Origin of the sequence: Streptomyces griseosporeus (genome assembly GCF_014656055.1) — a bacterium.
GTDB classification, from domain to species: Bacteria; Actinomycetota; Actinomycetes; order Streptomycetales; family Streptomycetaceae; genus Streptomyces; species Streptomyces griseosporeus.
This window is the reverse complement of the sequence record NZ_BNBR01000002.1, coordinates 41,210-66,541: the sequence shown is the minus strand read 5'-3', so window position 1 is coordinate 66,541 and position 25,332 is coordinate 41,210. Positions and strand designations below refer to the sequence as shown.

Sequence of the window (25,332 nt, the reverse complement as noted above, 5' to 3'; positions counted from 1 at the left end):
ACGCCCTCCGCTCGCGCTCACACCCGCAGCAGCTTCTTGACGATCTTTCCGGCGGGGTTGCGCGGCACCTGCTCGATGAACTCCACCCGCCGAGGGCGCTTGTACGGCGCGAGCAGCTTCGCGACATGCGCGAGCAGGGCCCGCGCGTCCGCCTCCGCGCCCGCCTCCAGGGCGACGTACGCCAGCGGCACCTCGCCGTAGTCCTCGTCGGGCATCCCGACGACGGCCGCGTCCCGCACCGCGGCGTGGGTCATCAGGGCGCGCTCGATCTCCGAGGGGTAGACGTTCTGGCCCGCGCGGATGATGACGTCCTTGGTGCGGTCCACGAGGCTGATGCGGCCCTCGTCGTCGACGAAGCCGAGGTCGCCCGTCCTGGTCCACCCGTCGAGGGTGATCTCGGCGGTGGCCTCCGGGTCGTTCCAGTAGCCCTGCATGACGCCGGGTCCGCGCACCACGATCTCGCCGATCTCGCCGGGCGGCACCTGCCGGCCGGCCTCGTCCACCGCGCGGGCGGACATGCCCGGGATGACCCGGCCGCAGGGGATGCGTGCGGTGACGTCGCCGGGGGCGGGGTGCTCGTCGGGACCGAGCGTGACGAAGGGGCCGCCCACCTCGGTCATGCCGTACACCTGCCGGAAGCCGCAGCCGAGCCGCCGTACCGCGTCGGCGTACACGTCGAGCGGCATGGGGGCCGCGCCGTACAGGATCTCCCGCAGGGAGGACAGGTCGGTGTGGTGGGAGCCCTTGGCCTGGAGCATGAAGCGCAGCATCTGCGGCACCAGCCACATGTGCGTGGCCCGGTGCCGCTCCACCGCTGACAGGGCCCGCTGCGGGGTGAAGCCGGGCATCAGCACGACCGTGGCACCGGCCGCGAGATAGGTCAGGGACACGACCATGCTGCCGTGGTACAGCGGACAGCAGTTGACCATCACGATGCCGTCGGTGGGCCGGGCCATCACCAGCCAGCCCAGGGCGATCGCGCGGAAGGACCCGCTGTCGACGGTCACGCCCTTCGCCTGCCCGGTGGTCGCCGAGGTGTGCAGGACGGCGATCGGATCGGTGTCGGCGACCTGCGGCAGGTCCCGCGCCCCGGCCGGCGAGCCCAGCGCCGCGAAGGCCGGCTCGTCCAGCGCCAGCCGCATCCGCACCGACGCGGGCAGCTCGGGGTGCCGGTCCAGCAGCTCCGACTCCCCGATGACGGCCACCGCGCCGACCCGTTCCATGATCCCGGCGACCTCGGGCCCGGCCAGGCTGTGGTTCAGCGGCACGAACAGCGCGCCGAGCCGGGCCAGCGCGAAGTAGCTCTCCAGGACCTCGATCCGGTCCTTGGCGAGCACGGCGACCCGATCACCCCGCTCGATGCCCAACCCGGCCAGACCCCGGGCCAGTTCCAGCGTACGGTCGTGGAACTCCGCCCAGGTGACACTGCGTTCCTCGTCGACCAGGGCGGTCCGGTCGGGCCAGCACTGGCGGTTGCGTTCGAGCAGCTGGGTCAGCCACATCACGCACCGCCGCTCGCGCCGGCGACCGTGCGCTCGGCCACGAAACGCTCGTAGTCGGCGATCGTGCGCAGCCCCTCCATGTCGTCGGCGGTGATCTCCACGCCGAGCCGCTGCTCGACGAGCAGCACGAGACGCACCAGATCCCCGGAGTCGATGCCGCTCGCGGCCAGGTCGACGTCGTCGCCGACCTGGTCGGCGTACTCGGCCGTACCGGTCAGTTCGACCAGCAACTCCCTGATGGTGCTCATGGTTTCCCCTTTCGCTCCGGCGTGCCGGCCGCCGTGCGGTGTACGACTGTCACCCCCTGAAGAGGCGGGCGGGGCCGGGCCGCACTCCACCGGTCCGCCCGTGAGCTTTGTCACGCGCCGCGATCTCGCGCCGCGGGGATAGCCGGGCCCCGCTCGGCACCTCTTACCGCAACGAAGCCACCCGCTCCGCCCGGCCCCGCGCGGGCGGCCCGAACCGAAGGAGTGATGCGCGTGCCCAGGCAGCCGGTACGGGTCCGCACCCGGGCACGGTGCCCGCACCACGGCACCACAGCGGCGGTCACCGGACACCCGGGCGGTGCCCGGTGACCGCGCCGACCACCACCTCCGCCGCCGACGAGGGCGACCTGCTCGCGCACTTCGACGCGCTGATCGCCGCCGGTGAGACGATCGAACCGCGCGACTGGATGCCCGACGGATACCGCCGCATGCTGGTCCGCCAGATCGCCCAGCACGCCCACTCCGAGATCATCGGCATGCAGCCGGAGGGCGCCTGGCTCACCCGCGCCCCATCCCTGCACCGCAAGTCGGTCCTCATCGCCAAGGTCCAGGACGAGGCCGGCCACGGCCTGTACCTGTACTCCGCCGCCGAGACGCTCGGCGTGGACCGCGCCGACCTGCTGGACGCCCTGCACCGCGGGCAGCAGCGCGCCTCCGCCACCTTCAACCACCCCGCGCTCACCTGGGCCGACACCGGCGCCATCGCATGGCTGACAGACGGTGCCGCCGTCATCAACCAGGCGCCCCTGTGCCGCACTTCCTACGGGCCCTACGCCCGGGCGATGCGCCGCGTCTGCCAGGAAGAGGCGTTCCACGTCCGGCAGGGATACGACCTGATGCGCGCGTTGTGCGAGGGGACGCCCGAGCAGAAGGCCATGGCCCAGGACGCGGTCGACCGGTGGTGGCTGCCGGCCGTGGCGCTGATGTTCGGGCCGCCCGACACCGAGGCGGGCGGCGCCGACGTGCGGACCGCCGCGCTGGGCGCGCAGGTCTCCCGCCGTGCGATGGCCTGGGGCGTCAAGCGCCACACCAACGACGAGCTGCGCCAGCGCTTCGTCGACAGCTGCGTCCCGCAGGCCGAACGCCTCGGCCTGGTGCTGCCCGACCCGGCGATCCGCTGGAACGAGGAACGCGGGCACTACGACTTCACCCCGGTCGACTGGGACACCTACCGCCGGGCCCTCGGCGAGGACACCCACTGGGCGCGGCAGCGCATCGCGCACCGCCGGGCCGCGCACGAGGACGGCGCCTGGGTCCGCGAGGCCGCGTCCGCGTACGCCGCCACCGCGTCCGCGTACGCCGCCGCCACGCACGCCGCTTCCGCGTACGCCCCGGCCGAGGACGCGCCGCGGGGAGACGACGCATGAGCCCGACACGGGAGGGCGCACCGGCGTCCTGGGAGGTCTTCGTGCGGGCCCGCCGGGGCCTGGCCCACCAGCACGTCGGATCGGTGCGCGCGACCGGCCCCGACGCGGCGCTGGCCGCCGCCCGCGACCTCTACACGCGCCGGGGCGACCCGCTGTCGGTATGGGTGGTCCGCTCCGACGCCGTGCACACGGCCTCCCCGGACGAACGCGACCCGTACTTCGCCGGCGCCCGCCACAAGCCCTACCGCTATCCCGAGCACTTCGCGCCCCTGACCGAGGAAGGCCCCGAAGGTGAGCATCACCAGTGACGCCCCGGCGGCGCGCCCGCACCCCCTGCCGGGCGGACCGCCGGCCGCGGACCCCGACCTGGCCCGGCACCTGCTGCGCCTCGGCGACGACGCGCTCGTCCTCGGCCAGCGACTGTGCCAGTGGATCACCCGCGCGCCGACCATCGACGAGGACCTCGCGCTGTCCAACATCGCCCTGGACCTGATCGGCCACGCCCGTGCCCTGCTCACCCGCGCCGGACGGCTCGACGGCACCGGCCGCACCGAGGACGACCTCGCCTACGGCCGTACCGACCGTGAGTTCACCAACGTGCTGCTGACCGAACTCCCCAACGGGGACTTCGCGGTGACCGTGGCCCGCCAGCTGGTGTACAGCCATTACGCCGTCCTCTACTACGGCAGCCTGGCGCACTGCCCGGACCCCGACCTCGCCGGGTTCGGCGCCCGCGCCGCGAAGGAGGTCGCCTACCACCGGCTGCACGCCGACCGCTGGACGGTGACGCTGGGCCGCGGCACCGAGGAGAGCGCCCGCCGGATGCGGGACGGCCTGGAACGGGTGTGGCCGTACACCGCCGAACTCTTCGAGGAGGACGAGGGGCTGCGCCGCCTCGCCGCCTCCGGCAGGGTGCCCTCCCCGGCACCGCTGCGTGAGACATGGCTCGGGCGGGTGACCGAGGTCGTCACCCGGGCCGGGCTCACCGTGCCCGGACCCGCCTGGTCGGCCACGGGAGGCCGCGCGGGGCTGCACACCGAGGAGTTCGGGCCGCTCATCGCCGAACTTCAGTCGGTACGGCGGCAGTTCCCCGGGGGCACCTGGTGAGCGGGACCGTGCCCGAGACCCCCCGCCGCGCTGCCGACGAGGTACGGGAACGGGTGGCGGCCCTCCCGGACCCGGAGCTGCCGGTGATCGGCCTCGGTGACCTCGGCGTGGTCGGTACCGTCGCCCCGGCCGACGACGGCGTACTGGAGGTGGAGATCACCCCCACCTACCTGGGCTGCCCCGCGCTGCCCGAGATCACCGCCGCCGTACGGGAGGTCCTGACCGCCTGCGGCCACCCCGACGGCCGGGTCCGCCAGGTCCTCACGCTGCCCTGGACGACCGACCGCATCACCCCCGAGGGCCGGCGCAGGCTCGCAGCGCACGGCATCGCCCCGCCCGTCTCCCCGGCTGCCGGCACGCCGGTCACCGTCGGTCTCGGCGAGGTGCCCTGCCCGCACTGCGGCTCACGGGCCACCCGCCCGCACAGCGACTTCGGGCCCTCCCGCTGCCAGTCGGTGCTGTGGTGCACAGCGTGCCGCGAGCCCTTCCCCCACCTGACCGCGCTGTGAGGCACACCCCGTGAACACCGCCGCCCCCGCCCCGCCCGCCGCAACCCCCCGCACCCGCTGGCACCGGCTCCGCGTCACCGAGGTACGCCACCTCACCGCCGACACGGTGGCCGTCACCTTGCACGTGCCCGCCGCCCTGCGCCAGGACTTCACCCACCGCCCGGGGCAGCACGTCATCGTCCGGCACCGCCAGGGCGGCGGCGAACTCCGCCGCTGCTACTCGCTCTGCCCACCCCCCTACGCCCCTACGACCCTCCGCCTGGTGATCGGGCGGGGCAGCCCCGACGGCTTCGGAACCTACGCCGCCACCCGCCTCACCCCCGGCGACCACCTCGAACTCTCCGCGCCCACCGGCGCCTTCGCCCTGCCGGACCTGCCCGGCGCCCACCACGTCCTCCTCGCGGGGGGCACCGGCATCACCCCGCTGGCCCCGATGGCCGCCCACGCGCTGCGCCGGGACCCGGCCTGCCGCGTCACCCTCGTCCACTCGGCGCGCACCGCCGCCGACGCCCTGCTGGCCGACGAACTGGCCGAGCTGAAGGACGAGTTCGTCGACCGCTTCACCGAGCTGCTCGTGCTGACCCGGGAGGACCGGGGGAACAGGGGCGGCCCGCTCGCGGGACGGCTCGACGCGGCCGGCCTGCGCCGGCTGCTGGCGGCGCTGGACGCCCGCCCCGGCCCGGACACCGCCTACGCCCTGTGCGGACCGCCCGGGCTCGTCGACACCGCGCGGCGGGTCCTGGCGGAGACGGGCGCGGACCCGACGCGCGTGTGCTGGGAACTGTTCACGGCCGGCGACACGACTGCGCGGTCACCGGAACCGACGGCACTGCAACCGGCCTCACCCCCGCCCGCGCGGGGACCGGCACCGGAGTCGGCCTCGCCCGCACCCGGTGGGGGAGAGGCCCGGGTCACCGCCCTGCTCGACGGCCGCCGCCGTACCGCCACCGTCCAGCCGCACGACCCGTTCCTCCTCGACGCCCTGCTGCGCGCCCACCCCGACGTGCCGTACGCCTGCCGTGAGGGGGTGTGCGGCAGCTGCCGCGCCAGGGTCCTGTCCGGGCAGGTCGCGGCCGACCGACAACACGCCCTCGACGCACGGGAGCGGGCCGCCGGCTACACCCTCGTCTGCCGCGCCCGGCCGCGTACCCCCGAGCTCACCCTCGACTTCGACGCCTGACCCGACCCCCTCGCGAAGGAGACCCAACGATGACCGCCACCGCCCGCCACGAGGGCAGGACCGCCCTGGTCACCGGAGGCAGCCGGGGCATCGGCAGAGCCATCAGCCGCCGCCTTGCCCGCGAGGGTGCCCTGGTGGCGGTCCACTACGGCCACGACCAAACGGCCGCCGAGCGGACCGTCAAGGAGATCCAGGCCGACGGCGGCCGCGCCTTCTGCGTGCACGCCGAATTCGGCGTCCCGGGCGACGCCGACACCCTGTGGTCCGCCTTCGACGCGGCCCTGGCGGAGCACGACGCCCCGGCGGGCCTGGACATCCTCGTCAACAACGCGGGCATCACCCTGCCCCGCCCGCTCGCCCAGGTGACCGAGGCCGACTACGACCGCGTCTTCGCGATCAATACCAAGGCACCCTTCTTCGTCATCCAGCGCGGTCTGGGCCGCCTGCGCGACGGCGGCCGGATCATCAACATCTCCTCCGTCGCCACCCGCGTCGCCTTCCCGGCGATCGTCTCCTACACCATGACCAAGGCCGCCCTCGACTACCTGACCCTTTCCCTGGCCCAGGAACTGGGCCCGCGGGGCATCACCGTCAACGCCGTCGCACCCGGCTACACCGAGACCGAGATCAACCCCACCCTCGCCGTCCCGGGGATCCGCCGCCGCTACTCCGAGGCATCCGTGTTCGGCCGGCTCGGCGACCCCGTGGACATCGCCGACGTCGTCTCCTTCGTCGCGAGCGACGACGCCCGCTGGGTGACCGGCCAGTGGATCGACGCCTCCGGCGGCGCCCACCTCGGTGTGTGACCCCTCCGCACCCTTAGGAGATGCGATGAACGACCGCACGTCCACCCTCGGCGATCCGGTGACGGACGACGCCCTGACCCGGCCCTTCACCGGCGCCAGCCCGTACGACACCTACGTCCACGCGTCCGTCCTCAACTCCCTCCAGCACCCCCTGACCGAGGCCCCGGACGAGATGGGCTTCCTCGTCACCAGCCAGGTGATGGAACTGTGGTTCACCCTGATCGTGCACGAGTGGCGCACGGCACGGGTGGCCTTCGCCAAGGACGACCTCCCCGCGGCCCTGGACGGCCTGACGCGCAGCCGCCGCGCGCTGACCGCCCTGAACGGCGCCTGGACGCCCATCGCCGCGCTGACACCCGCCCAGTTCAACGGCTTCAGAGCCGCCTTCGGTAAGGCGTCGGGGTTCCAGTCTGCGATGTACCGGCACATGGAGTTCCTCCTCGGCGACAAGTCCGCCGCCCTGCTGCGCGCCCACCGCGGCGACCCGGCCGTCCACGAGGCGCTCGCCGAGACCTACCGCGAACCGTCCCTGTACGACGAGGTACTGGCCCACCTCCACCGGCAGGGCCTGCCCGTCCCGCGCCACGTCCTCGAACGGGACATGGCCAGCCCGTACACGGCTGACCCCGGGGTGACCGAGGCGTGGAGGCAGATCTACGCCGGACCCCAGCACCATCCCCACCTGGCGCTCGGGGAACTGCTCACCGACATCGCCGAACTCGTCACCCGCTGGCGCTTCGACCACGTCCTGGTCGTCCGCCGCGCCATGGGCGCCAAACCCGGCAGCGCCGGTTCGGCCGGCCTGGCGTGGCTGGAGGAGCGGGCGGCCCGCCCGGTCTTCCCCGAACTGTGGGAGGTGCGCGGTGACGTCTAGGGTCATCTCCGCCTTCGCCGCCGAGGAGGAACGGCGGGTCCTGAGCCTGAAGCCGGTCCTGGCACCGGTGCGCGGCCGCTACGGCGACCACCCCCACCAGTCGTACGACGCCTGGCCGTGCGAGGACCCCGACGCCCCGCTGGTCGTCCTGCTGCACGGCGGTTACTGGCGCTACGACCGCATGCACCTGACCCCGTTCGCGGCCTGGTTGTCCCGGCAGGGCTTCGAGGTGCTACTGCCCGGCTTCCGCCGCTCCGGCGGGGCGGGCGGCTACCCCGAGACCTTCGACGACGTGGCCCGCATCGTCGACACCCTTCCCCAGGGGCGGCCCTACGTCCTGGCGGGCCACTGCTCCGGCGGCCACCTGGCCCTGTGGTGCGCCGCCCGGGGACTGCTGCCGCCCGGTTCCCGCTGGCACACCCGCACCCTGCCCACGAGCGTCCTCGCCCTCGCTCCGATCACCGACCTCACCGCCACCCGCCGCGACCGCCTCAGCAACGACGCCGCCCTCCAACTCCTCGGTGGTGAACGGCACTTCGCCGAGCGGCTGCCGGAGGTCGACCCGCTCACCCTGCTGCGCGACGCGGGCACCACCGGAGTCCCCACCGTGCTGCTGCACGGCGCCGCCGACGAGGAGGTCCCGCTCACCCAGTTCGGCGACTACGCGGCCGTCCACCGCGACCTCACCACGGTCGTCCTGCCCGGCACCGGCCACTACACCCTCATCGAACCGGACGCGCCCGGCGCCCGCGCGGTCGCCGGCACCCTCCGGGACATGACCGCCCACTTCCCCCCGGAGAACCCCCACACAGCGGGCCAGGAGGCCGCACACCCATGACCACCGCACCGCCCGCCCCCGCCGAGCTGCGTGAACGAGCCGCCCAGCTCGACACCGACGACCCCCTGGCCCCTCTGCGCGCCCGCTTCCTTCTCCCGCCGGACGTCGTCTACCTCGACGGCAACTCCCTCGGTCCGCTTCCCGCCGCCGTCCCCGCCGCCCTGGACGACGTGGTGCGCCGCCAGTGGGGCACCGGCCTCATCGGCTCCTGGAACGACAACGGCTGGTGGGAGGCGCCTCTGCGGATCGGGGACACCATCGGCGCGCTCATCGGGGCCGCACCCGGCCAGACGGTCGCGGGCGACTCCACCAGCGTGCAGCTGTTCACCGCGCTCGACGCCGCAGCCGCGCTGCGCCCGGACCGTCCGCTGCTGGTCACCGACCCCGGACACTTCCCCACCGACCGCTATCTCGCCGACGCGGTCGCCGGCCGCCGTGATCTGGAGGTACGCCGGGTGCCGCCGGCGGATCTCCCGCGCTTCCTCGCCGCCGAGGGCCACCGGGTCGCCGTCGTCAGCTACTCGCCCGTCGACTTCCGCACCGGGGAGCTGTACGACATGCGGGCGCTGACCGCCGCGGTCCACGAGGCCGGGGCCCTCGCGCTGTGGGACCTGTGCCACGCGGCCGGTGCCCTGCCCCTCGACGTCGATGCGATCGGCGTGGACCTGGCGGTGGGCTGCGGCTACAAGTTCCTCTCCGGCGGCCCGGGCGCCCCCGCCTTCCTCTACGTGGCGCAACGCCACCACCCCGCGCTGCAGACGCCGCTGCCCGGCTGGACCGGTCACGCCGACCCCTTCGCCCTGACCCCCGGCTACGCACCCGCCCCCGGCATCGCCCGCGCCCGCATCGGCACCCCGCCGATCCTGTCCCTGCTCGCCCTCGAAGCGGCCCTCACCGCCTTCGACGGCGTCGACCTCGCCGACGTCCGCGCCAAGAGCCTGTCCCTGACCGGCTTCTTCCTCACCTGCGCGGAGACACTCCTGACCCCCCTCGGCTTCACCCCCGTCACCCCGGGCGACCCGGCCCGCCGCGCCAGCCAGGTCACCCTGCGCCACCCGCACGCCCGCGGCCTGGTCGCCGCCCTCGCCGCGCAGGGGGTGCTCGCCGACATGCGCGCCCCCGACCTCCTCCGCTTCGGCGTCAACGCCCTCTTCACCACCCACCAGGACCTCCTCACAGCGGCCCAGCACCTGCACACCCTCACCCGCGACGCCGCCTACGACCCCGCGCCCCCGGCCACGGGACCGGTGACGTGAGCGAACCTCGACCGGGGTGCGGGGCACCAGCCCGGTGCCTCGGTTTCCCGCGAGCCTCGTCAGCAGGAGGGCCGGTAGTCGAGTTGGAGGAAGAGGGCTTTCCCCTGGTCGGACTCGACGCCCATGAGGTCGGCGCCGGTCGCTGCCGCCGGCAGCCCACCACCCAGGCACTCGGCCACCACCAGGCCTCCCTGGGTACTGGCGCTGCAAAGGCACTGGCCGGGCTGAGCGGGACGACGCCCGCCCCCCTCATACCGCCGTGCGGGCTATTCCGGCGTGCCGGTCCCCGAAGGCCGGGACCGGCTGCAGGAGTCTGGACGCACCCCAAGCGACGTACCCCACCGGGAGGCGTCAGTACTCATGCGACCCCAGTTCAGGACGCAGAACGTGGCGTCGGTCCCGGGCTTCCTCTCGGCCGACGAGTGCGCCGGCGTCATCCGGGCCATGGACGAGTCGCCCCGTGAACCGGCCCAGGTCGTCCGCGCCGGCGAATCGCTCCTCGACTCCTCGCTGCGCCACTGCTTCGACCACCACTACCCCGAGGACGACAAGCGGCGCATCGGCGAGCGCATGGCGTCCTACTTCGACGACCATCGCGCGGCGTTCGAATCGGACGCGGACTTCCTCTACGGCCCGTACTTCATGTCGTACGAGAAGGGCAGCTACTTCCGCGCACACCGCGACGTCGCCAACCACAAGAAGGATCCGCCCCGGCTCGCCGCCCACCGCTGGTCGCTGTTGCTGTACCTCAACGGCCGCCGCGCCAACGGGGCCCTGCCGGCGTTCGACGGCGGCGCGCTCACCATCTACGAGACCGACCCCCGGCTGCGCGACCGCCGGGTGGTCGTCGTGCCCGAGCCGGGGATGCTGCTGCTGTTCCGCTCCTCACTGATGCACGAGGTCGCGACCGTGCTGGACGGCACGCGGTACGCAGTCGCCGGGTGGATGTCCAGTGCCAGTTCCCCCGCTCTCGGAGGCCCGCGATGACCTACCACTCCTCCGCCAACGAGTCGGTCCGGATGGCCGTGTCCCGTGACACCGACCCACAGACGCGGACCGCGCTGGCGGCGTTCTGCCGCCGCAACGGCTACCCGTACCTCTTCACCGAGGTCCTGGAACCGCTGCTGTCCGCGCAGGCTCTCGTCCTGGCGCTGGCCGTGACGGAGCGGCCATGGCCGCCCAAGGGGATCGGGTCACAGACGATCGAGGCGGTGGGCATCGCCATGATCGGAACCGAGGGCCGGGCCCACCTCACCCCGGTCCTGACGGATCGGAGGAACGCCACCAACCTGGGTCTCGTCGGCGCCCTGACGAAATCGCTGCTCGAGTACCTGCTCGAGGCGGACGTCTCGTCGGCGGACTATCTGGTGCGCCAGGGCGACCGGGCACTCGAGCACGCCCTGACTCGCGCCGGCTTCGCCGAGGCGGACTTCCATTCGTCCACCGACTTCGCCGACTACCTGGAGTTCGCGGCCTCGCCGCAGACGGTCCTCGACACGCTGGGCCTGGGGGCACTCCGGGTCGGCGACCTCCTGTCCCTGAGCCTGGACGGCGGGGAGCTCGACCGGCTGAGTTCCTACCACTTCGCGCTCACCGCCGGACTCACGGCCTACCTGCAGGACTCGCTCAGGCATGCGGCCCTCCTCCCGGGCCTGATCGACGTCGTCGCCACGCTGCCGCCCGCGGGCGTCCCGCCCGGCACTCCCGGGCCACCGCTGACATGAGCCGTACGACGTCCTCGCCCGGCCAGGCGCTGCACGGGACACGGGCGTCGACGGTGTCGCTGGTCATCTCGACGCTGGACGAGGGCGCCGAACTGCATGCGACCATCGAGTCGGTGTACGGCGGATCCGTCGTCCCCGACGAGACGATCGTCGTCGACGACGGCGGCACGGACGCCAGCTGCGCCCTGTTGGAAGGGGCGCGGTGGCGGGCCCGCGGCGTCGTCGTGCACCGCGTCCGGCGCAGCGGCGTCGCTACGGCCCGCAACGCGGGCGCCCGGCTCGCCCGAGGTACGCACCTGATGTTCCTCGACGCACACTGCCGGCTTGAGCGGACCTGCCTGGCACACCTGCGGTCGGCCCTGGACGCCGGGCCGGACGCCGTCCTCGCACCCACGGTGTACGACGCCGCCGGCACGTCGGCGGGCTGCGGCGCGCGACTGATCGACGCCCACCTGCGGGTGCGCTGGCTGCCTCCCGAACCCGGCGGTACCGCCCCATACGCCGTGCCCCTGGCCCCGGGCGGCTGCCTCGTGGTACGCCGGGCGACGTTCCACAGGCTGGGCGGCTTCGGCGCCTTCCGCGAACTCGGCCTCGAAGACGTGGACTTCAGCATCCGGGCATGGCGTGCGGGGCTCGACGTGCTGGCCGTACCGGGGGCACGGCTGGCACACCGCTTCCGCCCCCATCCGCCGTACCGCCTGACCGGTACGAGCCGCGCCTACAACCTGGCGCGGGTCGCGCTCGTCCACTTCGACGGTGCCCGCCGCGAGGAGTGCCTGCGCAAGGTGATCGGTACGACGAGGGCTGCAGAGGTGCTGGTCGAAGCGTTCACCGGCGACTGGGAGGCCCAGCGTGCCGCCGTCGAGGCGATCAGTGTGCGGCCGGTGGAGGCGTACTTCGAGAGGTTCGGCGACTGGCGCTGACGCCCGTCCGGCGCAGGCCGGCGACACGAACGGTCATCCTCCGCAGCAGTCGTTCAGACCAAGAGTTCGGCCAGGCGCGGCGCCGGATCGGCGTCCGGGGTGCCCGCGAGGCGGGCGGCGGCCTCCGCCGTGCAGGCGTGGACGCAGCGCAGGGCGCGCTGGATCCAATGGCCCGGCCTGACCACCCGCTACGACAAGACCGCCACCATCTACCTCGCCGGCGCCGGACTCCATATCGCAGCCATCTTCATCTGGTCCGCGAGATGATCCGGACGGGGCGTTCAGCGGTGATGTGCTGCGGCAGTGGTCTGCTCAGTCGTCGAACCACACGACGAGTCGCACGTTGTCGTCACCGTGCTGTTCTGCGAGCTGTCTCATCGCTTTCCAGACGGGTCGCCACTCGCCGGTGTCGGTGACGGCATCTCTGCGGCAGATGGTGACTGATTTGTAGAGCGTTTCTCCGACGAGCCACTCACTTCCTTCGGGCCACTCCCGAACCTCGCCGGCGCTGAGACCGACCGCCTGGGCGAAGGCGCCACTCCAGGACGCCTTGCCCGTCATCCTGAGCCCGCTCGACGTCTGGCGGTATTGGTGGAGCCGGCTGTCGGGCTTCTCTGCGGGCTCGTCCCAGTCGACGGCCTTCACCTCGGCCCACGTGATCCACGTGGTGCCATGAAGGCCGTTTTCGCCGTACCACTCCGTCAGCTGGGCGAACCGCGCGCTCACGGTGGCCGAGGCATCGGTGGGAAACCCCCGGCCTGCCGCCAGGGGACGGAAGTTCGCGTAGTTGCGGACCCCGAAGAGGCAGCCGAACGCGTCGTAGTTACGAACATCGTTCAGAGAGGTGAGGTCGTGTGCGCAGTACCAGCCCGGCTCCTGGTCGCCCTGCGGCACCCGATACTCAAGGAAGCCGCTTATGTCTGTACCCATGCCAGGCATTCTCCCGATGCCGTCAAATGCTTTCGTCCGCATCGGATCCACGACCTACGCATACGTGAGCTGCCTGACCAGGCGCTTCTGTGGTGGGAGCAGCGTCCAGCCGACCCGTCTGCTTCGAGGCGACGGTGCTGATCGCGGTCCTCAACGAGTGGCTGTGGACATCGCCTTCGAGCTGTCCAGCATGTGCATGGCGTCGGCAGCCGGCGGTGACAGGACTGCGGTGTCCCGTACGTCGCTCAGGGGGACCCATACTGCGGCCTCGGTGGAACCATCGACTTCAGTCACCGTCGGAGCCCTTCCCTTGAGAGACGCAGCGTAGAACAGTGCTGTCAGGCTCCAGCTGATGCCGTTCCTCTGGGCCGAGTACGTCCGCGCGTCCAGCAGGCGAGCCCCGACCAGCTCAAGGCCCGTCTCTTCCAAGAGTTCACGAGTCAGCGCTTCAACGGGCTGCTCACCAGGATCGATCCCGCCACCGGGCAAATGCCACAAGCCCGGCGTGAAAACCGGCGAAGCGTCCGACAAGCGGGCCAACAGCAGCCGATCATCTTCCACGGCGATTGCATACGCCGAAATGCGGGTCCTCACCTGGATGTTCACAGGCCCCGTCCCTCCCTGCACCGGTGACAGACGGAACCCTAACGCCATCACGACCGAGTCCACGCTGCTCTTCCGACACCGCTGGGTTGCTTCACCAGCTACCGCTCAACGACGAGACCGGCCGGGAGCCCGGCTCGTCACCGGCCTACGCACGTATTTCCCATTCCACGCAGGTCCGGCCTGAGGAGTGCTCGAAGGTGGTGGGCCAGTAGTTCTTGAACGGGGCGCCGGTCTCCAGGGCATGCGAGATGGCGCCGACGAACTCGGTCAGATGTGAGCCCCAGAGGGTGCCCTCCAGGTCGCCTGAGCCGATGCCCATCTCAAACACGTGTCCGTAGGTGGGTCCCGGCCGATGGTCGACGAACGCGAATCCTCCGTCGTTCGGCACGGCGAAGGGCACACATTGGTGGAGGTGACCGGCGAGATCCTCTTCATCCCACAGCTCAGCTTCAACGTTGTCCTCACTGACGTCCACGAGAATCTTGTGCATCTCCGCGACATCGACGGTGGAGATGAGCCGATGCCCCAGAGGAAGGATGCCTCCGGCCGGAAAGACTCCGTGACCAGACCCACTGCTTTGCTCAGGCTCGACGACACCGTTGCGCCGCTCCAGCAGTCTCCTGAGTTCGGGATGAAGCGCAAAGCCGAGGTGGTCCTCCAGCTCGGCGATCTCAGCAGCCTCTGCCGGCGGCCGAAGGGCAGCGTGATCCGCGGGTGAATGAGACGCGAGCCACGATTCCAAGCGGTCCCACGCCAGATCGAACGCAACAAGATCCGTCGATGTCATGGGCAGACCCTAGACGGCGGGTCTGACAAGCGAGGTGCCGTGGTACGGGCTACGCCAGCCTTCGGACACAGGCTCCTAACGCACCTCGGACGTGTAAGTCCTGCTGGCCGTCCAGGCAGTGCACCCCCCGCCCGCGGCGACGGTGGGGATTGCGCCGGGTCCGGGAGAGGAACATCGCGGGCTGTGTCACGACAGGGCAACGGCACGGTGACGGTGGCAACCGCGGATTGGCCGGAAATCGTTTGTGCCTGAGACAGTCACCGCCGACTGCACCAGTTCCACTCACGAGACAGGACCGACATGACGACCTCCGCGAAGTCCGACCGGCACAGACCCGGCACCCTTCTCCGTACGACCGTGATCAGCGCGTCGACTGCCCTGCTTGCGCTGCTGCTCACGGCCTGTAATGGAGACGGGACTTCGAAGGCCGCCTCCCCCGACGGGACGACTCCGACGGCCACCGCGGCCGGCAGCGCCCCGGGTACCGCATCCCCCACGGCCGGTGCCAAGCCCGCGGCCCCGCCCGCGTCCAAGCCCGCCGACGCCGGCGGCGGCGCCTCGCCGTCCACAGCTCCCAAGCCCGTCGCCTCGACACCGGCGCCCGGCAAACCGCTCGCCTCCGCCACGGCCGCCGACGACGGCTGCGACCACAAGATGCCGATCTCCCCCGACGAGGTCGCGGTCTACCGCTACACACCCGAAGGCGGCTTCCTGAGCCTCATCGTCAAGTACGGCAACTGGGGCTGCGCCCCCAAGGACTCGGACGGCGCGCCCTTCGAGACCGTGGGCAAGGAGACCTACATGCCCATGGACCAGGCGGCGTACATCACTGTCACCAACCCCATCGTGGCCGGCTCCGAGAACCAGCACATCGGTGTGCAGGAGTTCCTCGACTGGCTGGAGGCCCACCCCAACAGCGGACTGGTGTTCAAGTACCACCTGGGCGCCCACGGGGCGATCGACCGACTGGACGAGGAGTTCACTCCCTGACGTCGACGGGGCCGACCTGGCCCTGACGGATCCGGGCTGACTCCCGGCATCCGACCGGCCGCCGCAGCGATCGACCCCTGGGCCGCTGCGGCGCCGCCCGTCCTCGATGTCAGCTCTGCGTCCGATCTTCCATGACGAGACCCAGCACCAGCGAGGATCCATGTGAGTCGCGCGTCAGGACGCCCCCATGCCGCAAGGGCCCCTTCATGCGGTGTCGAGTACAGCGATGCGGCGCGTTCGGCACGAGGGGGCGGTCGTTTCGGGCCCGCGCGCCTGGTCTCTAGTCCGTTCCGGCGGGTACCGGGCGTGTGACGCGCGGCGGGGGCGTCAGCGCTGCGATCCTCGTCGTCCATGAACATCGCCACCTTTTACGCCCTTTTCTCCACGACCTGCTTCACCTTGGTCGGCCTGTGGTGGAACGTCGTCCAAAAGCATGACGACTGGATGTGCGACCCTGCCCAGCGCCGTGTCGTCGCAGGGGTCTACCTGTCCTTCCTGCTGCCCGCTGTGATGGGCCTTTTCGCCCAGGTCGGCGGTGCCAGGCAGCCGCAGATCTGGCGGGCGGCCTTCATCGTGCTGGCCGTGGTCGGCTGCGCGTGCACCCTTCGGCTGCTGGCCCGCACCCGCGGCGACGGCTTCGTCGCCCGGCACCAGGGCGCTGCCGCCCTGCTGTACGCGCTGATCGCGGTCGTCGGCGCGTTCCCCGAACTCGCCGGCCATCTGGGGCTGCGCCCTATCCAGGCCGAGGCTCTGATGCTGATCGTCCTGGTGGTCCTGGGCCACGCCCTCGTGTGGCGGTTCATGGTGGGCGAGGGCCGTTACGTGGAGGAGGAGCAGATCGCTGAGCCCCGGTGAGCCGAGCCCCCGCCGACGGCGTGCCGGGCAGCCCCCGGCCCCGGCGCCGGAACGCGCCACTCGGGCACTCCGGCGAGGGCGCCCCAGAACGTGGACGGGGCGCAGGACCGTCGGGCGCCCGTGGGTTGGTAGTGGTCAACGGGTCACGTGTCAACGAGTCCAGTGGTTTCGGACCTGGCGCTCCTGAGCGAACCGCCGCTGCCGGCGTTGAGCCGCAGGGCCCGTTCCTCCAGCCGGGTCCAGTAGGTGAGGAAGACGGTGTTGGCCGAGGTGAACAGGAGGGCCGTCAGCCAGGCGGTGTGCACCATCGGCAGGGCGGCGCCCTCCAGCACCACGGCGGTGTAGTTGGGATGGCGCAGATAGCGGTACGGGCCGTGGTGGACAGGTGGGAGACCCGGGATGACGATGATCCGGGTGTTCCAGCGTGGACCGAGCGCGTGCATGCACCACCCCCGCACGGCCTGCACCAACACCAGGACGGCCACCGCCGTCCAGCCGAGCACCGGGACGAACGGGCGGTGGGCGATGGCCACTTCGAGGAGGATGCCCAGGAGCAGGCAGGTGTGCAGGAAGATGACGACCGGGTAGGACCGGCGCCCGTACTCCACACCGCCGTGCGCGGCGGCCCAGCGGGTGTTGCGTCGGGCCACGCACAGCTCGACCAGGCGCACGCAGCACACGGAACCCACCAGGACCAGAGCGCCGAGGGGGACGGCAACGCTGCCGGGCAGTGTCACTGCGGCACTTCTCCGGGCTGCTCGCTCCCGCGGTGGGAGGCGGGTTTCCGGGACGTCCTCGCCCCCAGTCCGAGGAAGCAGATCGCAGCAGCGGTAACGACGGCCACGGCGATGACCGCCCCGGACATGCCGCTCATGAACGCGTCGCGGACGTCCTGGGCGAGCGCCGTGCCCCGCGGGCCCAGGAGGTCCGCGACATACAGGCCGCCCACCGGGGAGCGGCGTACCGCGTCGGCTGCCTGCTCGGGGAGCCCGTCGAGGTCCGCGGTGAGGGAGGACCGGTAGCGGCTGCCGAAGACGGAACCCATGAGCGCGATGCCGATGGACGCGCCGACCTCGCGGGTGGCGTCATTGGCGGCCGATGCCACGCCCTGCTGCTCGGCGGGCAGCGAGCCGGTGATGGCCGAGGTGCCGACGGCGCCGGTCAGGCCGAGGCCGAGGCCGGCCAGCAGGAGGCTGCCTAGGAAGGGCAGGTAACCGGAGCCGGCTGTGAGCAGCGACATGGCCAACAGCCCGGACGCCAGCAGGGCCAGCCCGCTGATCATCACCCCGCGCATGCCGACGCGCCGTACGAGCAGGGGAGTGGCCTGCGAGGTCGGTACGACGACCAGGGCCACCGGTACCAGGGCGACGGCGGAGAGCAGCGGGCCGTAACCGAGGACGAGCCGCAGATACTGCAGGCCGACGAAGTAGAACCCGAACAGGACCATGAACTGAACGGTCAGTGCCACACTGCCGGCGGAGAATTCCCGCACGCGGAACAGGCGCGGATCGAGCAGCGGATTCTCGGTGCGCAGGCCGATGACGACGTAGGCACCGCCGGCCGCCACCGCGACGGCCAGCGCGGCGACGACCTGGGGGGTGCGCCAGCCCTGGTCGCTGCCCGCGATGAGCGCGTACACCAGCGCGCCTGGGGCGAGCGCAGTGCAGACGGCCCCTGCAGTGTCGAAGCGCCCGGGGGAGGTGTCCTTGGACTCGGGGGCCCGCAGGGCGACGGCCAGGGCCGTGACGGAGGCGACGAGCCCGCCGGTCACGAAGATGGACCGCCAGGAGAACCACTCCAGCAGGGCCCCGGAGACGAGCAGGCCGAGGATGGACCCGGCGGCGGCGCAGCTCGACCAGACCGCGACCGCCTTGGCGCGCTGCTCGGCGGGGAAGACGGCGGTGACGGTCGACAGCGTCCCCGGCATGATCATCGCGGCCCCCAGGCCCATCACCACGCGGCACAGGATCAGAGCGGTGGTGGTGGAGACGGCCGAGGCGGTGAAGGCGGCGCCGCCGAAGACGACGGATCCGGCGAGCAGCACGGACCGCCGGCCGACCCGGTCGCCCAGGGCGCCCAGCGGCAGCACCAGGCCGGCCAGGGCCACGGTGTAGGCGTCGACGATCCAGGTGAGCGAGGTGAAGGAGGCCGACAGGTCCAGGCCGATGTCCGGCAGGGCGAGGTTGAGCGCGGACATGGAAGCGGTGACGAGCATCAGCGCGAGGCACATGACGGCGAGGACCGCGCGGCGTGCCGCCGGGTCGAGCGCCACCGTTGCTCCGGTTGTGCGGGCGGGTGCGGAAGTCATCCGTGGAGGCCGTTCTGTGTGAGGGGTGTGTTCTTCACCAGCGGATGAGGACGAGTTCGATGGCGAACCCGGGGCCCATCGCGGCGATGAGGCCGGGCGCGCCCGTGGGCGGCGGTGTCGTCATGACGGTGTGCAGCACGTTCAGGACGGAGGCGGAGGAGAGGTTGCCGTGCTCCGCGAGGGACCGCCGCGTCGGTTCAAGGGCGTCGGGCGGCAGGTCGAAAGCCTGCTCCACGGAGGTGAGGACCTTCGGTCCGCCGCCGTGGACGATCCAGGTGGCGACCTCGTCAGGGGTGAGCGCGTGCCGGCCGAGCATGTCGTGCACGGCCTTCGGCAGATGCTCGGCGGTGAGGGCGGGCACCTCGGGGGCCAGCAGGATGCGCAGGCCGTGCGAGCCGATGTCCCAGCCGAGGGCCTCCTCGGTGTCGGGCACCAGGTGGCTTTGCGAGTCGACCAGTTCGGGCCCGTCTCGGTGCCGCCGGGCTCCGGTGGCCACCACGGCGGCCGCCCCGTCCCCGAAGAGGCTGCCGGCGACGATGTTCGCCAGCGACGTGTCCTGCATCTGGTAGGCCAGTGAGCACAGTTCGACCGAGAGCAGCACCGCGGTGGCGTCGGGGTGAGCGAGGAGGTATTCGCGCAGCCGGGCGAGGCCCGCGGCGCCGCCCGCGCAGCCGTTGCCGAACAGGGGGATCCGGCGGACGTCGGGGCGCAGGCCCACCCGGTGCGCAAGCCGGGCTTCGAGGGAGGGGACCGTCACCCCGGTCACCGTCGTACTGATCACCGCGTCGACATCCCGGGGCCGGGTGCCGGCCGCCTTCAGCGCCTCGGTGAGTACCTGTTCGCCCAACTCCAGGGCGGTCTGGAGCCACACCCGGTTGGCGTCGGTGAAGTCGGTGAGTGCGCGCAGCTCCGCGAGCGGGCGGGCGAAGTGGCGGGTGGCGACCTGGGCGTTGGACTGGATCTTGCGGAGCATCAGCCGGCCGGTCTCCGACCGCCCCAGCGTCGTGCCCGCCAAGGCGTCCATGATCTCCGCCTGGGAGAACCGGTGCGGCGGTAAGGCGGTGCGGATCGCCGTCACCCGTGGTCCGGGTGCGGCCTGCTCCGAGCCCCCTTGGATCGTCCTCTGACCTGGCGACACTCGGTTCTCGCCCTTTCCGCTATTGCGTGCGCGTCTGATGGTGGCTATCCGGCCGTGAACAGCAGGACCGCGTTCTGGCCGCCGAAGCCGAAGGAGCAGCTGAGTCCCGCCCCCAGAGCCGTGGGGCGTGGCCGGCCGGCCACGATGTCGAGCTTGTGGTCGCCGTCCTGTCCCTGGAAGTTGGCCACCGGGGGTACCAGCCCGTGGCGCAGGGCGAGGACCGTGTAGGCCGCCTGGATCGCGCCCGAAGCCCCGAGGGCGTGCCCGATGACGCCCTTGGCCGCGGTGACCGGGGGCACCCCGTCGCCGAAGACCCGGGTCAGGGCGGCGGCCTCCGCCGCGTCGTTGAGCGGGGTGCCGGTGCCGTGGGCGTTGACGTGCCCGACGTCCGCGGGGCGGCAGTCCGCGTCGTGGAGAGCGGCAGTGATGGCGCGTGCGGCGCCCTCGCCGTGCGGGTGCGGGGCCACGGGGTGGTGGGCGTCGGCGCCGGCGGCGCACCCGCGCAGCACGGCCAGCACCCGGGCGCGGCGGGCGCGCGCGTCCGTGAGCCGTTCCAGTACGAGGACGGCGGCACCCTCGCCCAAGACGAAGCCGTCGCGGCGCGCGTCGAACGGCCTGCTGGCCAGCTCGGGTTCCTCCCGGCGGCGGGACAGTGCGCGCATCCGGGTGAAGCAGGTGGCCGTCATCCGCGACCGGGCCGATTCGCTGCCGCCCGCCAGGACGAGGTCGCAGGTGCCTGACCGCAGCAGGTCCCGGGCCACGCCGAGCGCGGTGGTGCCCGACGCGCAGGCGCTGGCGGTCGTGAAGTTGGGGCCACGCGCCCCCAGATCGATGGCGACCTCACCGGCGGCCATGCTCGGCACGCTGCGCGGCAGCGCGAGCGGTGAGACCCGCTCCGGCCGGTTGGCGCCGAGATGCCCGAACTCGGTGACGTAGCTGCTCAGGGAGTTCGATCCGACGCCGAGGACGACGCCGACCCGCTCGCCGAGCCCTCCGTCGCTGACGGCGCCCAACTCGGCGTCGACGACGGCCCTGCGGGCTGCCACCAGGGCGAACTGGATGAACCGGTCCGCACGGCGGGCAAGCGGACGGCCGAGCTCGGCGACCGGGTCGAAACCGGTGACCTGGCAGGAGAAGTCGACGGGTAGTCCGGTGAGTTCGGGATCGCGGGCGGCCAGCGAGTCTCCCCGGCACAGGGCCGCCCAGTTCTCCTCGGGCGTGTGCCCGGCCGGGGTGACCAGGCCCAAGCCGGTGACGGCGATCTCAGCGGGCATGACGTGCGCCGGCGAAGGCGCGGGCCGCGTCGGCGAGCGTCGAGGCCGGTGAGAGGTCCAAGGTGTCCTCGGGCAGAACGATCCCGAACTCCTCCTCGGCCGCCACCACCAGTTCCATGAGGGCCAGGGAGTCCACGCCGAGACTCTCGAAGGTGGTCGTCGCCGTGAGGTCCGCGGGATCCGCATGAACCTCCAGGTGCTGGGTCAGCAAAGCGACGAGCTGTTCGGGGAGCGCCTGCGGCGACGCCTGGGTCATACGTGTGCCTCCCGTGCGGTGGGGTCTTCGCGAGGGGTCTTCAAGCGGTCTTCGCGAGGGGTCTTCGTGCGGTCTTCTCGTCGTCGGTCTTCGTGAGGCGTCGTCATGCGGTCGAACAGCTCCCGGGCGCGGGCCGCCCGTGCGCTGAGCCGCTCCGTGTGGGCGTCCAGCCGTTCCCGCGCCTGCTCGCCGGCCGGTCCCAGCCCGGGCAGGGACATCACCTTCAGGGCGCGCAGCAGGGGGACCACCACGTGCTCCAGGTGGACGTCCAGGCCGTAGATGCCGGCTGCCGCGATCCGCGCCGCCCGCGCCCGGAAACCGGGGAGACCGGCGCCGGGCATCTCGAAATCGTGCAGGACGTCCGCCAGGGCGGTCAGGGCCGCGTCGGGGAAGCGGGCGAGCGCGTCACTGAACAGTTCCCGGTAGAAGAGCATGTGCAGGTTCTCGTCCGCCGCGATCCGCGCCATCAGCTGCTCGCCGACGGGGTCCTGGCAGGCCGCTCCGGCGTTGCGGTGCGCCTGCCGGGTCGCCAGTTCCTGGACCATGACGTACGCCAGGGAGTGCAGGAGGGTCGGCAGGCCGGCCCGGTAACCGGTGCCGACATGCCGCATCCGCAACTCCTCCAGCGCGACGGGGTCCACGGCGCGGCGGGCGTGGACGTAGGCGCGCAGGGCCGCGGCGTGGCGGTCCTCCTCGGCCGTCCACCGGTGCACCCAGGACCCCCAGGCGCCGTCCCGGCCGAAGCGGGTGGCGATCTCGAAGTGGTAGCTGGGCAGGTTGTCCTCCGTCAGGAGGTTCACGACCAGCGCGTCCCGGACGGCCTGGGGCAGTGCCGACTGCTCCGGCGCCCAGGCCGTGCCTTGCAGCGGGCCGTCGAAGTCGTGTGCCGCGCTCCACGGCACGTACTGGTGCGGAAGCCATTCGCGCGCGGCGGCCAGATGCCGCTCCAGCAGCCGTTCGACCGAGGGCTGCAGCTCCTGCAGGACGTGGTCCTCCTCGGGGCCATCTCCCATCTGTTCCTCCCTGAAGTGCCCTCACCCGTGCACGCTGCTCCGTGCACCCCGTCATGGGAACGCGAGCCGAAGGGATAGGAAACGATCTTTCACTCGTCCGAAGGCCGCCCACGCCGATGTCCCACTGGGTTCATGCGGTTGGGGGATGGGCCGACCGTCTCCTGAGGGCCGGCAGGCTCAGGCACACATCGAGTGCGTCGCGTCCCGCGCGCAGCACCGTGCCGTCGGGGCGCACGACCGCCGCCCGCGCGCCGCCGCCCCGCAGCCAGCGGTGCAGTACGGTGCCGGGTGCTGCCACCACCAGCACGGCGCCGCGTCGCCGCACCTCGGCACACAGGGCCTCGGCCGGGCGCTCGGTCGTGACGAGCGCGAACCATCCCCGGGCGAGGTCGTCGAACCGGTGACCCGGGTCGGCGGGGTCGAGCGGCGCGTTCGGGCACAGGCTGCCGGCGAGGCCCCGCCGCAGCCACGGCCGACGGACCAGGGTGGAGCGGCGCAGTGCCGGGGTCTTGCTGCTGAGCGCCAAGTCCCGCAACCAGGGCAGCAGAACCAGCCGGGGCAGCAGCGACCGGCGCAGGGCGTTGCCGAGGTCGCCGCCCTGCGTCATCAAGCTCCCGACGAGGTTCGCCGTCCGGATCAGCGCGCGGGCGTGTGCTTTCCGCTCGCTCTGATAGGTGTCCAGGACGGCCTCGGGGAGGCTTCCGCGGAGGACGGCCGCGAGTTTCCAGGCCAGATTGGCCGCGTCGCGCAGTCCGGCGCCCAGGCCCTGGCCGATGAAGGGGGGCGTCAGATGGGCGGCGTCCCCGAGCAGGAACACACGCCGGTCCCGCCAGCGGTCGGCGACCTGGGCGCGGAAGGTGTACTCGGCGATGCGGATGGGCTCCAGTTCCCCGGCCGGGACGGCACCGGTCCAGGGCGCGATCAGCGGGTACAGCCGGGCGATGTCCCGTTAGTCGTCGGCCACTTCCCCGGGACCCAGCCGGAACTCCCAGCGGTGGCGTCGCGGCCCGATCCGCATGTACGTCGCCGCGCGGGCGGGATCGCAGACCTGGTGCACGCCCTCCCACTGCCCCAGGTCCGCGTCGGTGACCACGTCGACGACGAGCCAGCGCTGCGCCCGGCCGAGGTCCCGCATCGCGGCGCCGATCCAGGACCGGGTGTGGCTGTTCGCGCCGTCGCAGCCCAGCACATACCCGGCGCGCAGGACGTCCTGCTCACCGGTGGCCCGGTCGGTGGTCCGGACCGTCACCGCGCCGTCGTCGCGCTGGCTCAGGCCGGTGACCTCGGTACGGCTGCGCAGTGTGACGCTGGGGAACCGGGTGAGGTTGGCGCACAGAAGCGCCTCCAGCTCCGGCTGGTCGTACATGTTCGCCTCGGGGTAGCCGTGCGCGCCGGTCGCCGCCCGCTGGAACTCCGCCAGCGTGCGCAGTTCCCGGTCGACCAGGCGCATGCCCGGGCAGGGCCGGGAGATCGCGGCGAACTCCTCACGCACGCCGAGCCAGGCCAGGATCCGGTGCACCTCGTCATCCAGGTGGACCGCTCGGGGCTGCGGGCAGACCGGCACCCCGCGTTCCAGGACCAGGCACTCGACGCCGTACCAGCCGAGCAGATTTGCCGCGGCGAGCCCGGTGGGGCCCGCGCCGACGACGACCACCGGCACGTGCGACTGGCTCATCCCAGGCTTCCCCCGAGCCCTGTCACCGTTGCGGCTTGGTGGCACGGAACACGCCGCAGCGGATGATGCCTTCGTCGTGGAGCCGCTTCGTCGGGGGCACCGAGGTGGCGGCGCGCAGGACTGCGAGTCCCTTGGCGCGCAGCAGCCTGAGCATCAGCCAGGGGTTGCGGGTGATGGGTCTGCGGATCTCCGTGTAGGGCCGGTCGAGGTCCCAGTACCGGCGATGGATGTGTTGGCCCCACAACTCCCCGTAGAGATCGACGAGTTGGTCGAAGTGGTGCACCGCGGCACGGCGCAGCTCGGCAGCCGAGCCCTCCAGGGACATGCCGTCGTCCAGGACGCTGCTTGTCTTCTTCATGCGGATGCGGATTCCTCGTGAAGCGACCAACCGATGCCCCCGGAGCATCGTGGTCCCGCATCGTCCCATGGCCGACTGCCCCCACCAGGGCGTTCAGTGGTCTCGCCGGTGATCTACGCCCGAAGGCGTGAATCTCCGTGTCCATCGCCTGCCGTCCGGCCTGCCTGCCCGGCGGTGGCACCAGCGCGGGACTCAAGAGGCCACCCCGCGCCGCCGGTACGGCCACCCGGTGGTCTCCGTCCCGGACAGCCGCAGCAGCGCAGTCTGCCAGAACGACTGCTCCACATCACAGAAACCCACACCCTCCTCACCACCGCCGCGAAATCACTCGCCTGACGCACCCCAGTAGCAGCGACGAGCGGCACACTGCGCGACGACGCAACCAGCAGGGTGGGGCTGGAGGCCGGTGACGGAGAGCAGGCCGCCTTCGGCGTTGAGGCGCCTGTGGAGCCAGATCAGCAGGTTCAGGCCGCTGGAGTCCATGAAGGGGACGCCGGACAGGTCGATGTACAGGCGTTTTCCCCCGAGCGGGATCATGGCTGCGGCGCGTGCCAGCCGGGGGCAGCTGTGCAGGTCCATTTCCCCGCGCACGGTGATGAAGGCACGGTCGGTGTATTGCTGGGTGACCACGGTGAGGTCGTTCACTGGTTCGCCCCTCGCACATCTCGGGGTCGAGCCCATCACGCCCCTCGCGATGGGGGAGGGGTGTCACGCACACGGCATCAGACCGTGTACAGCCGAGCGAGACAACCCGTACCGCGCCCCGGTCACACAGCGGTGGCCTTCAGGG

At 72.2% G+C, this 25,332-nt stretch carries 30 protein-coding genes; 15 read left to right on the top strand and 15 right to left on the bottom strand.

Annotation, left to right across the window (positions count from 1 at the left end; translation table 11 throughout):
* Positions 1-17: 17 nt before the first annotated feature.
* Positions 18-1,502: a class I adenylate-forming enzyme family protein gene (locus IE308_RS09390; protein ID WP_190217474.1), complete on the bottom strand. Its 1,485-nt coding sequence runs from the start codon at positions 1,500-1,502 to the stop codon at positions 18-20.
* Positions 1,502-1,750: an acyl carrier protein gene (locus IE308_RS09385; RefSeq protein WP_110625900.1), complete on the bottom strand. Its 249-nt coding sequence runs from the start codon at positions 1,748-1,750 to the stop codon at positions 1,502-1,504. Before IE308_RS09385 ends, IE308_RS09390 begins: the two co-directional genes overlap by 1 nt.
* Positions 1,751-2,073: 323 nt before the next feature.
* Between IE308_RS09385 and paaA the strand changes: the two genes are divergently transcribed.
* The 13 genes from paaA (at position 2,074) to IE308_RS09320 (ending at position 12,619) form a co-directional block, all read left to right on the top strand.
* Entirely contained in the window at positions 2,074-3,135 is a 1,062-nt protein-coding gene (paaA, locus tag IE308_RS09380; RefSeq protein ID WP_229908789.1) for a 1,2-phenylacetyl-CoA epoxidase subunit PaaA, read from the top strand.
* Entirely contained in the window at positions 3,132-3,443 is a 312-nt protein-coding gene (gene paaB, locus IE308_RS09375; RefSeq protein ID WP_190217473.1) for a 1,2-phenylacetyl-CoA epoxidase subunit PaaB, read from the top strand. The genes paaA and paaB overlap by 4 nt, the downstream gene beginning before the upstream one ends.
* A gap of 25 nt (positions 3,444-3,468) precedes the next feature.
* Positions 3,469-4,242 carry a 1,2-phenylacetyl-CoA epoxidase subunit PaaC gene (gene paaC, locus IE308_RS09370; protein ID WP_190218252.1) on the top strand — a complete coding sequence of 258 codons (774 nt, stop codon included), beginning with the start codon at positions 3,469-3,471 and terminating at the stop codon, positions 4,240-4,242.
* Between the two features lie 8 nt (positions 4,243-4,250).
* Complete coding sequence (gene paaD, locus IE308_RS09365) at positions 4,251-4,751, top strand: 1,2-phenylacetyl-CoA epoxidase subunit PaaD (RefSeq protein WP_229908788.1); 501 nt, start codon at positions 4,251-4,253, stop codon at positions 4,749-4,751.
* A gap of 10 nt (positions 4,752-4,761) precedes the next feature.
* Complete coding sequence (locus IE308_RS09360) at positions 4,762-5,931, top strand: 2Fe-2S iron-sulfur cluster-binding protein (RefSeq protein WP_190217471.1); 1,170 nt, start codon at positions 4,762-4,764, stop codon at positions 5,929-5,931.
* 29 nt (positions 5,932-5,960) lie between these two features.
* Positions 5,961-6,737: an SDR family oxidoreductase gene (locus IE308_RS09355; protein ID WP_190217470.1), complete on the top strand. Its 777-nt coding sequence runs from the start codon at positions 5,961-5,963 to the stop codon at positions 6,735-6,737.
* 25 nt (positions 6,738-6,762) lie between these two features.
* The gene (locus IE308_RS09350; RefSeq protein WP_190217469.1) at positions 6,763-7,611 is read left to right on the top strand and encodes a tryptophan 2,3-dioxygenase; all 849 of its coding nucleotides are present in this window, start codon (positions 6,763-6,765) and stop codon (positions 7,609-7,611) included.
* On the top strand, positions 7,601-8,449 hold the full coding sequence (locus IE308_RS09345; protein WP_190217468.1) for an alpha/beta hydrolase: 849 nt from the start codon (positions 7,601-7,603) through the stop codon (positions 8,447-8,449). The genes IE308_RS09350 and IE308_RS09345 overlap by 11 nt, the downstream gene beginning before the upstream one ends.
* Positions 8,446-9,705, top strand: coding sequence for a kynureninase (locus tag IE308_RS09340; protein WP_190217467.1), 1,260 nt, complete (start codon positions 8,446-8,448; stop codon positions 9,703-9,705). The genes IE308_RS09345 and IE308_RS09340 overlap by 4 nt, the downstream gene beginning before the upstream one ends.
* 360 nt (positions 9,706-10,065) lie before the next feature.
* Positions 10,066-10,692, top strand: coding sequence for a 2OG-Fe(II) oxygenase (locus IE308_RS09335; RefSeq protein WP_190217466.1), 627 nt, complete (start codon positions 10,066-10,068; stop codon positions 10,690-10,692).
* Entirely contained in the window at positions 10,689-11,429 is a 741-nt protein-coding gene (locus tag IE308_RS09330; RefSeq protein WP_190217465.1) for a hypothetical protein, read from the top strand. The genes IE308_RS09335 and IE308_RS09330 overlap by 4 nt, the downstream gene beginning before the upstream one ends.
* Positions 11,426-12,352 carry a glycosyltransferase family 2 protein gene (locus tag IE308_RS09325; RefSeq protein ID WP_190217464.1) on the top strand — a complete coding sequence of 309 codons (927 nt, stop codon included), beginning with the start codon at positions 11,426-11,428 and terminating at the stop codon, positions 12,350-12,352. The genes IE308_RS09330 and IE308_RS09325 overlap by 4 nt, the downstream gene beginning before the upstream one ends.
* Positions 12,353-12,451: 99 nt before the next feature.
* Positions 12,452-12,619, top strand: coding sequence for a hypothetical protein (locus tag IE308_RS09320; RefSeq protein ID WP_190217463.1), 168 nt, complete (start codon positions 12,452-12,454; stop codon positions 12,617-12,619).
* Positions 12,620-12,664: 45 nt separating this feature from the next.
* On the opposite strand, the gene IE308_RS09315 is transcribed toward IE308_RS09320, so the two are convergent.
* The 3 genes from IE308_RS09315 to IE308_RS09305 form a co-directional block, all read right to left on the bottom strand.
* On the bottom strand, positions 12,665-13,282 hold the full coding sequence (locus IE308_RS09315; RefSeq protein WP_190217462.1) for a hypothetical protein: 618 nt from the start codon (positions 13,280-13,282) through the stop codon (positions 12,665-12,667).
* Positions 13,283-13,432: 150 nt separating this feature from the next.
* Positions 13,433-13,888, bottom strand: a complete 456-nt coding sequence (locus IE308_RS09310) for an NUDIX domain-containing protein (RefSeq protein ID WP_229908787.1) — start codon at positions 13,886-13,888, stop codon at positions 13,433-13,435.
* Between the two features lie 145 nt (positions 13,889-14,033).
* Positions 14,034-14,675 carry an SMI1/KNR4 family protein gene (locus IE308_RS09305; RefSeq protein WP_190217461.1) on the bottom strand — a complete coding sequence of 214 codons (642 nt, stop codon included), beginning with the start codon at positions 14,673-14,675 and terminating at the stop codon, positions 14,034-14,036.
* 300 nt (positions 14,676-14,975) lie between these two features.
* Between IE308_RS09305 and IE308_RS09300 the strand changes: the two genes are divergently transcribed.
* Positions 14,976-15,665 carry a hypothetical protein gene (locus IE308_RS09300; protein WP_190217460.1) on the top strand — a complete coding sequence of 230 codons (690 nt, stop codon included), beginning with the start codon at positions 14,976-14,978 and terminating at the stop codon, positions 15,663-15,665.
* Positions 15,666-16,016: 351 nt separating this feature from the next.
* On the top strand, positions 16,017-16,520 hold the full coding sequence (locus tag IE308_RS09295; RefSeq protein WP_190217459.1) for a hypothetical protein: 504 nt from the start codon (positions 16,017-16,019) through the stop codon (positions 16,518-16,520).
* Positions 16,521-16,663: 143 nt separating this feature from the next.
* Here the strand turns inward: IE308_RS09295 and IE308_RS09290 are convergent, their stop codons facing one another.
* The 10 genes from IE308_RS09290 to IE308_RS09250 all read right to left on the bottom strand — a co-directional run bounded on the left by IE308_RS09290 (position 16,664) and on the right by IE308_RS09250 (position 25,187).
* Entirely contained in the window at positions 16,664-17,257 is a 594-nt protein-coding gene (locus tag IE308_RS09290; protein WP_229908786.1) for an isoprenylcysteine carboxyl methyltransferase family protein, read from the bottom strand.
* On the bottom strand, positions 17,254-18,792 hold the full coding sequence (locus tag IE308_RS09285) for an MFS transporter (protein ID WP_229908785.1): 1,539 nt from the start codon (positions 18,790-18,792) through the stop codon (positions 17,254-17,256). The genes IE308_RS09290 and IE308_RS09285 overlap by 4 nt, the downstream gene beginning before the upstream one ends.
* 70 nt (positions 18,793-18,862) lie before the next feature.
* Positions 18,863-19,966 (bottom strand): type III polyketide synthase, encoded by a 1,104-nt coding sequence (locus IE308_RS09280; protein ID WP_268256469.1) that lies wholly within the window; start codon positions 19,964-19,966, stop codon positions 18,863-18,865.
* A 44-nt stretch (positions 19,967-20,010) separates the two neighbouring features.
* Positions 20,011-21,240 (bottom strand): beta-ketoacyl-[acyl-carrier-protein] synthase family protein, encoded by a 1,230-nt coding sequence (locus IE308_RS09275; protein WP_190217457.1) that lies wholly within the window; start codon positions 21,238-21,240, stop codon positions 20,011-20,013.
* Entirely contained in the window at positions 21,230-21,496 is a 267-nt protein-coding gene (locus tag IE308_RS09270) for an acyl carrier protein (RefSeq protein ID WP_190217456.1), read from the bottom strand. Before IE308_RS09270 ends, IE308_RS09275 begins: the two co-directional genes overlap by 11 nt.
* Positions 21,493-22,509: an acyl-ACP desaturase gene (locus tag IE308_RS09265; RefSeq protein WP_190217455.1), complete on the bottom strand. Its 1,017-nt coding sequence runs from the start codon at positions 22,507-22,509 to the stop codon at positions 21,493-21,495. The genes IE308_RS09270 and IE308_RS09265 overlap by 4 nt, the downstream gene beginning before the upstream one ends.
* 130 nt (positions 22,510-22,639) lie before the next feature.
* A complete protein-coding gene (locus tag IE308_RS37435) occupies positions 22,640-23,395 on the bottom strand; it encodes an FAD-dependent monooxygenase (RefSeq protein WP_373314499.1) in 756 nt (251 codons plus the stop codon).
* Positions 23,396-23,458: 63 nt separating this feature from the next.
* Entirely contained in the window at positions 23,459-24,184 is a 726-nt protein-coding gene (locus tag IE308_RS37430; protein ID WP_373314486.1) for an FAD-dependent monooxygenase, read from the bottom strand.
* 22 nt (positions 24,185-24,206) lie between these two features.
* Positions 24,207-24,542, bottom strand: coding sequence for a hypothetical protein (locus IE308_RS09255; protein WP_190217454.1), 336 nt, complete (start codon positions 24,540-24,542; stop codon positions 24,207-24,209).
* Positions 24,543-24,866: 324 nt separating this feature from the next.
* Entirely contained in the window at positions 24,867-25,187 is a 321-nt protein-coding gene (locus IE308_RS09250) for an STAS domain-containing protein (protein ID WP_190217453.1), read from the bottom strand.
* Between the last annotated feature and the right edge of the window lie 145 nt (positions 25,188-25,332).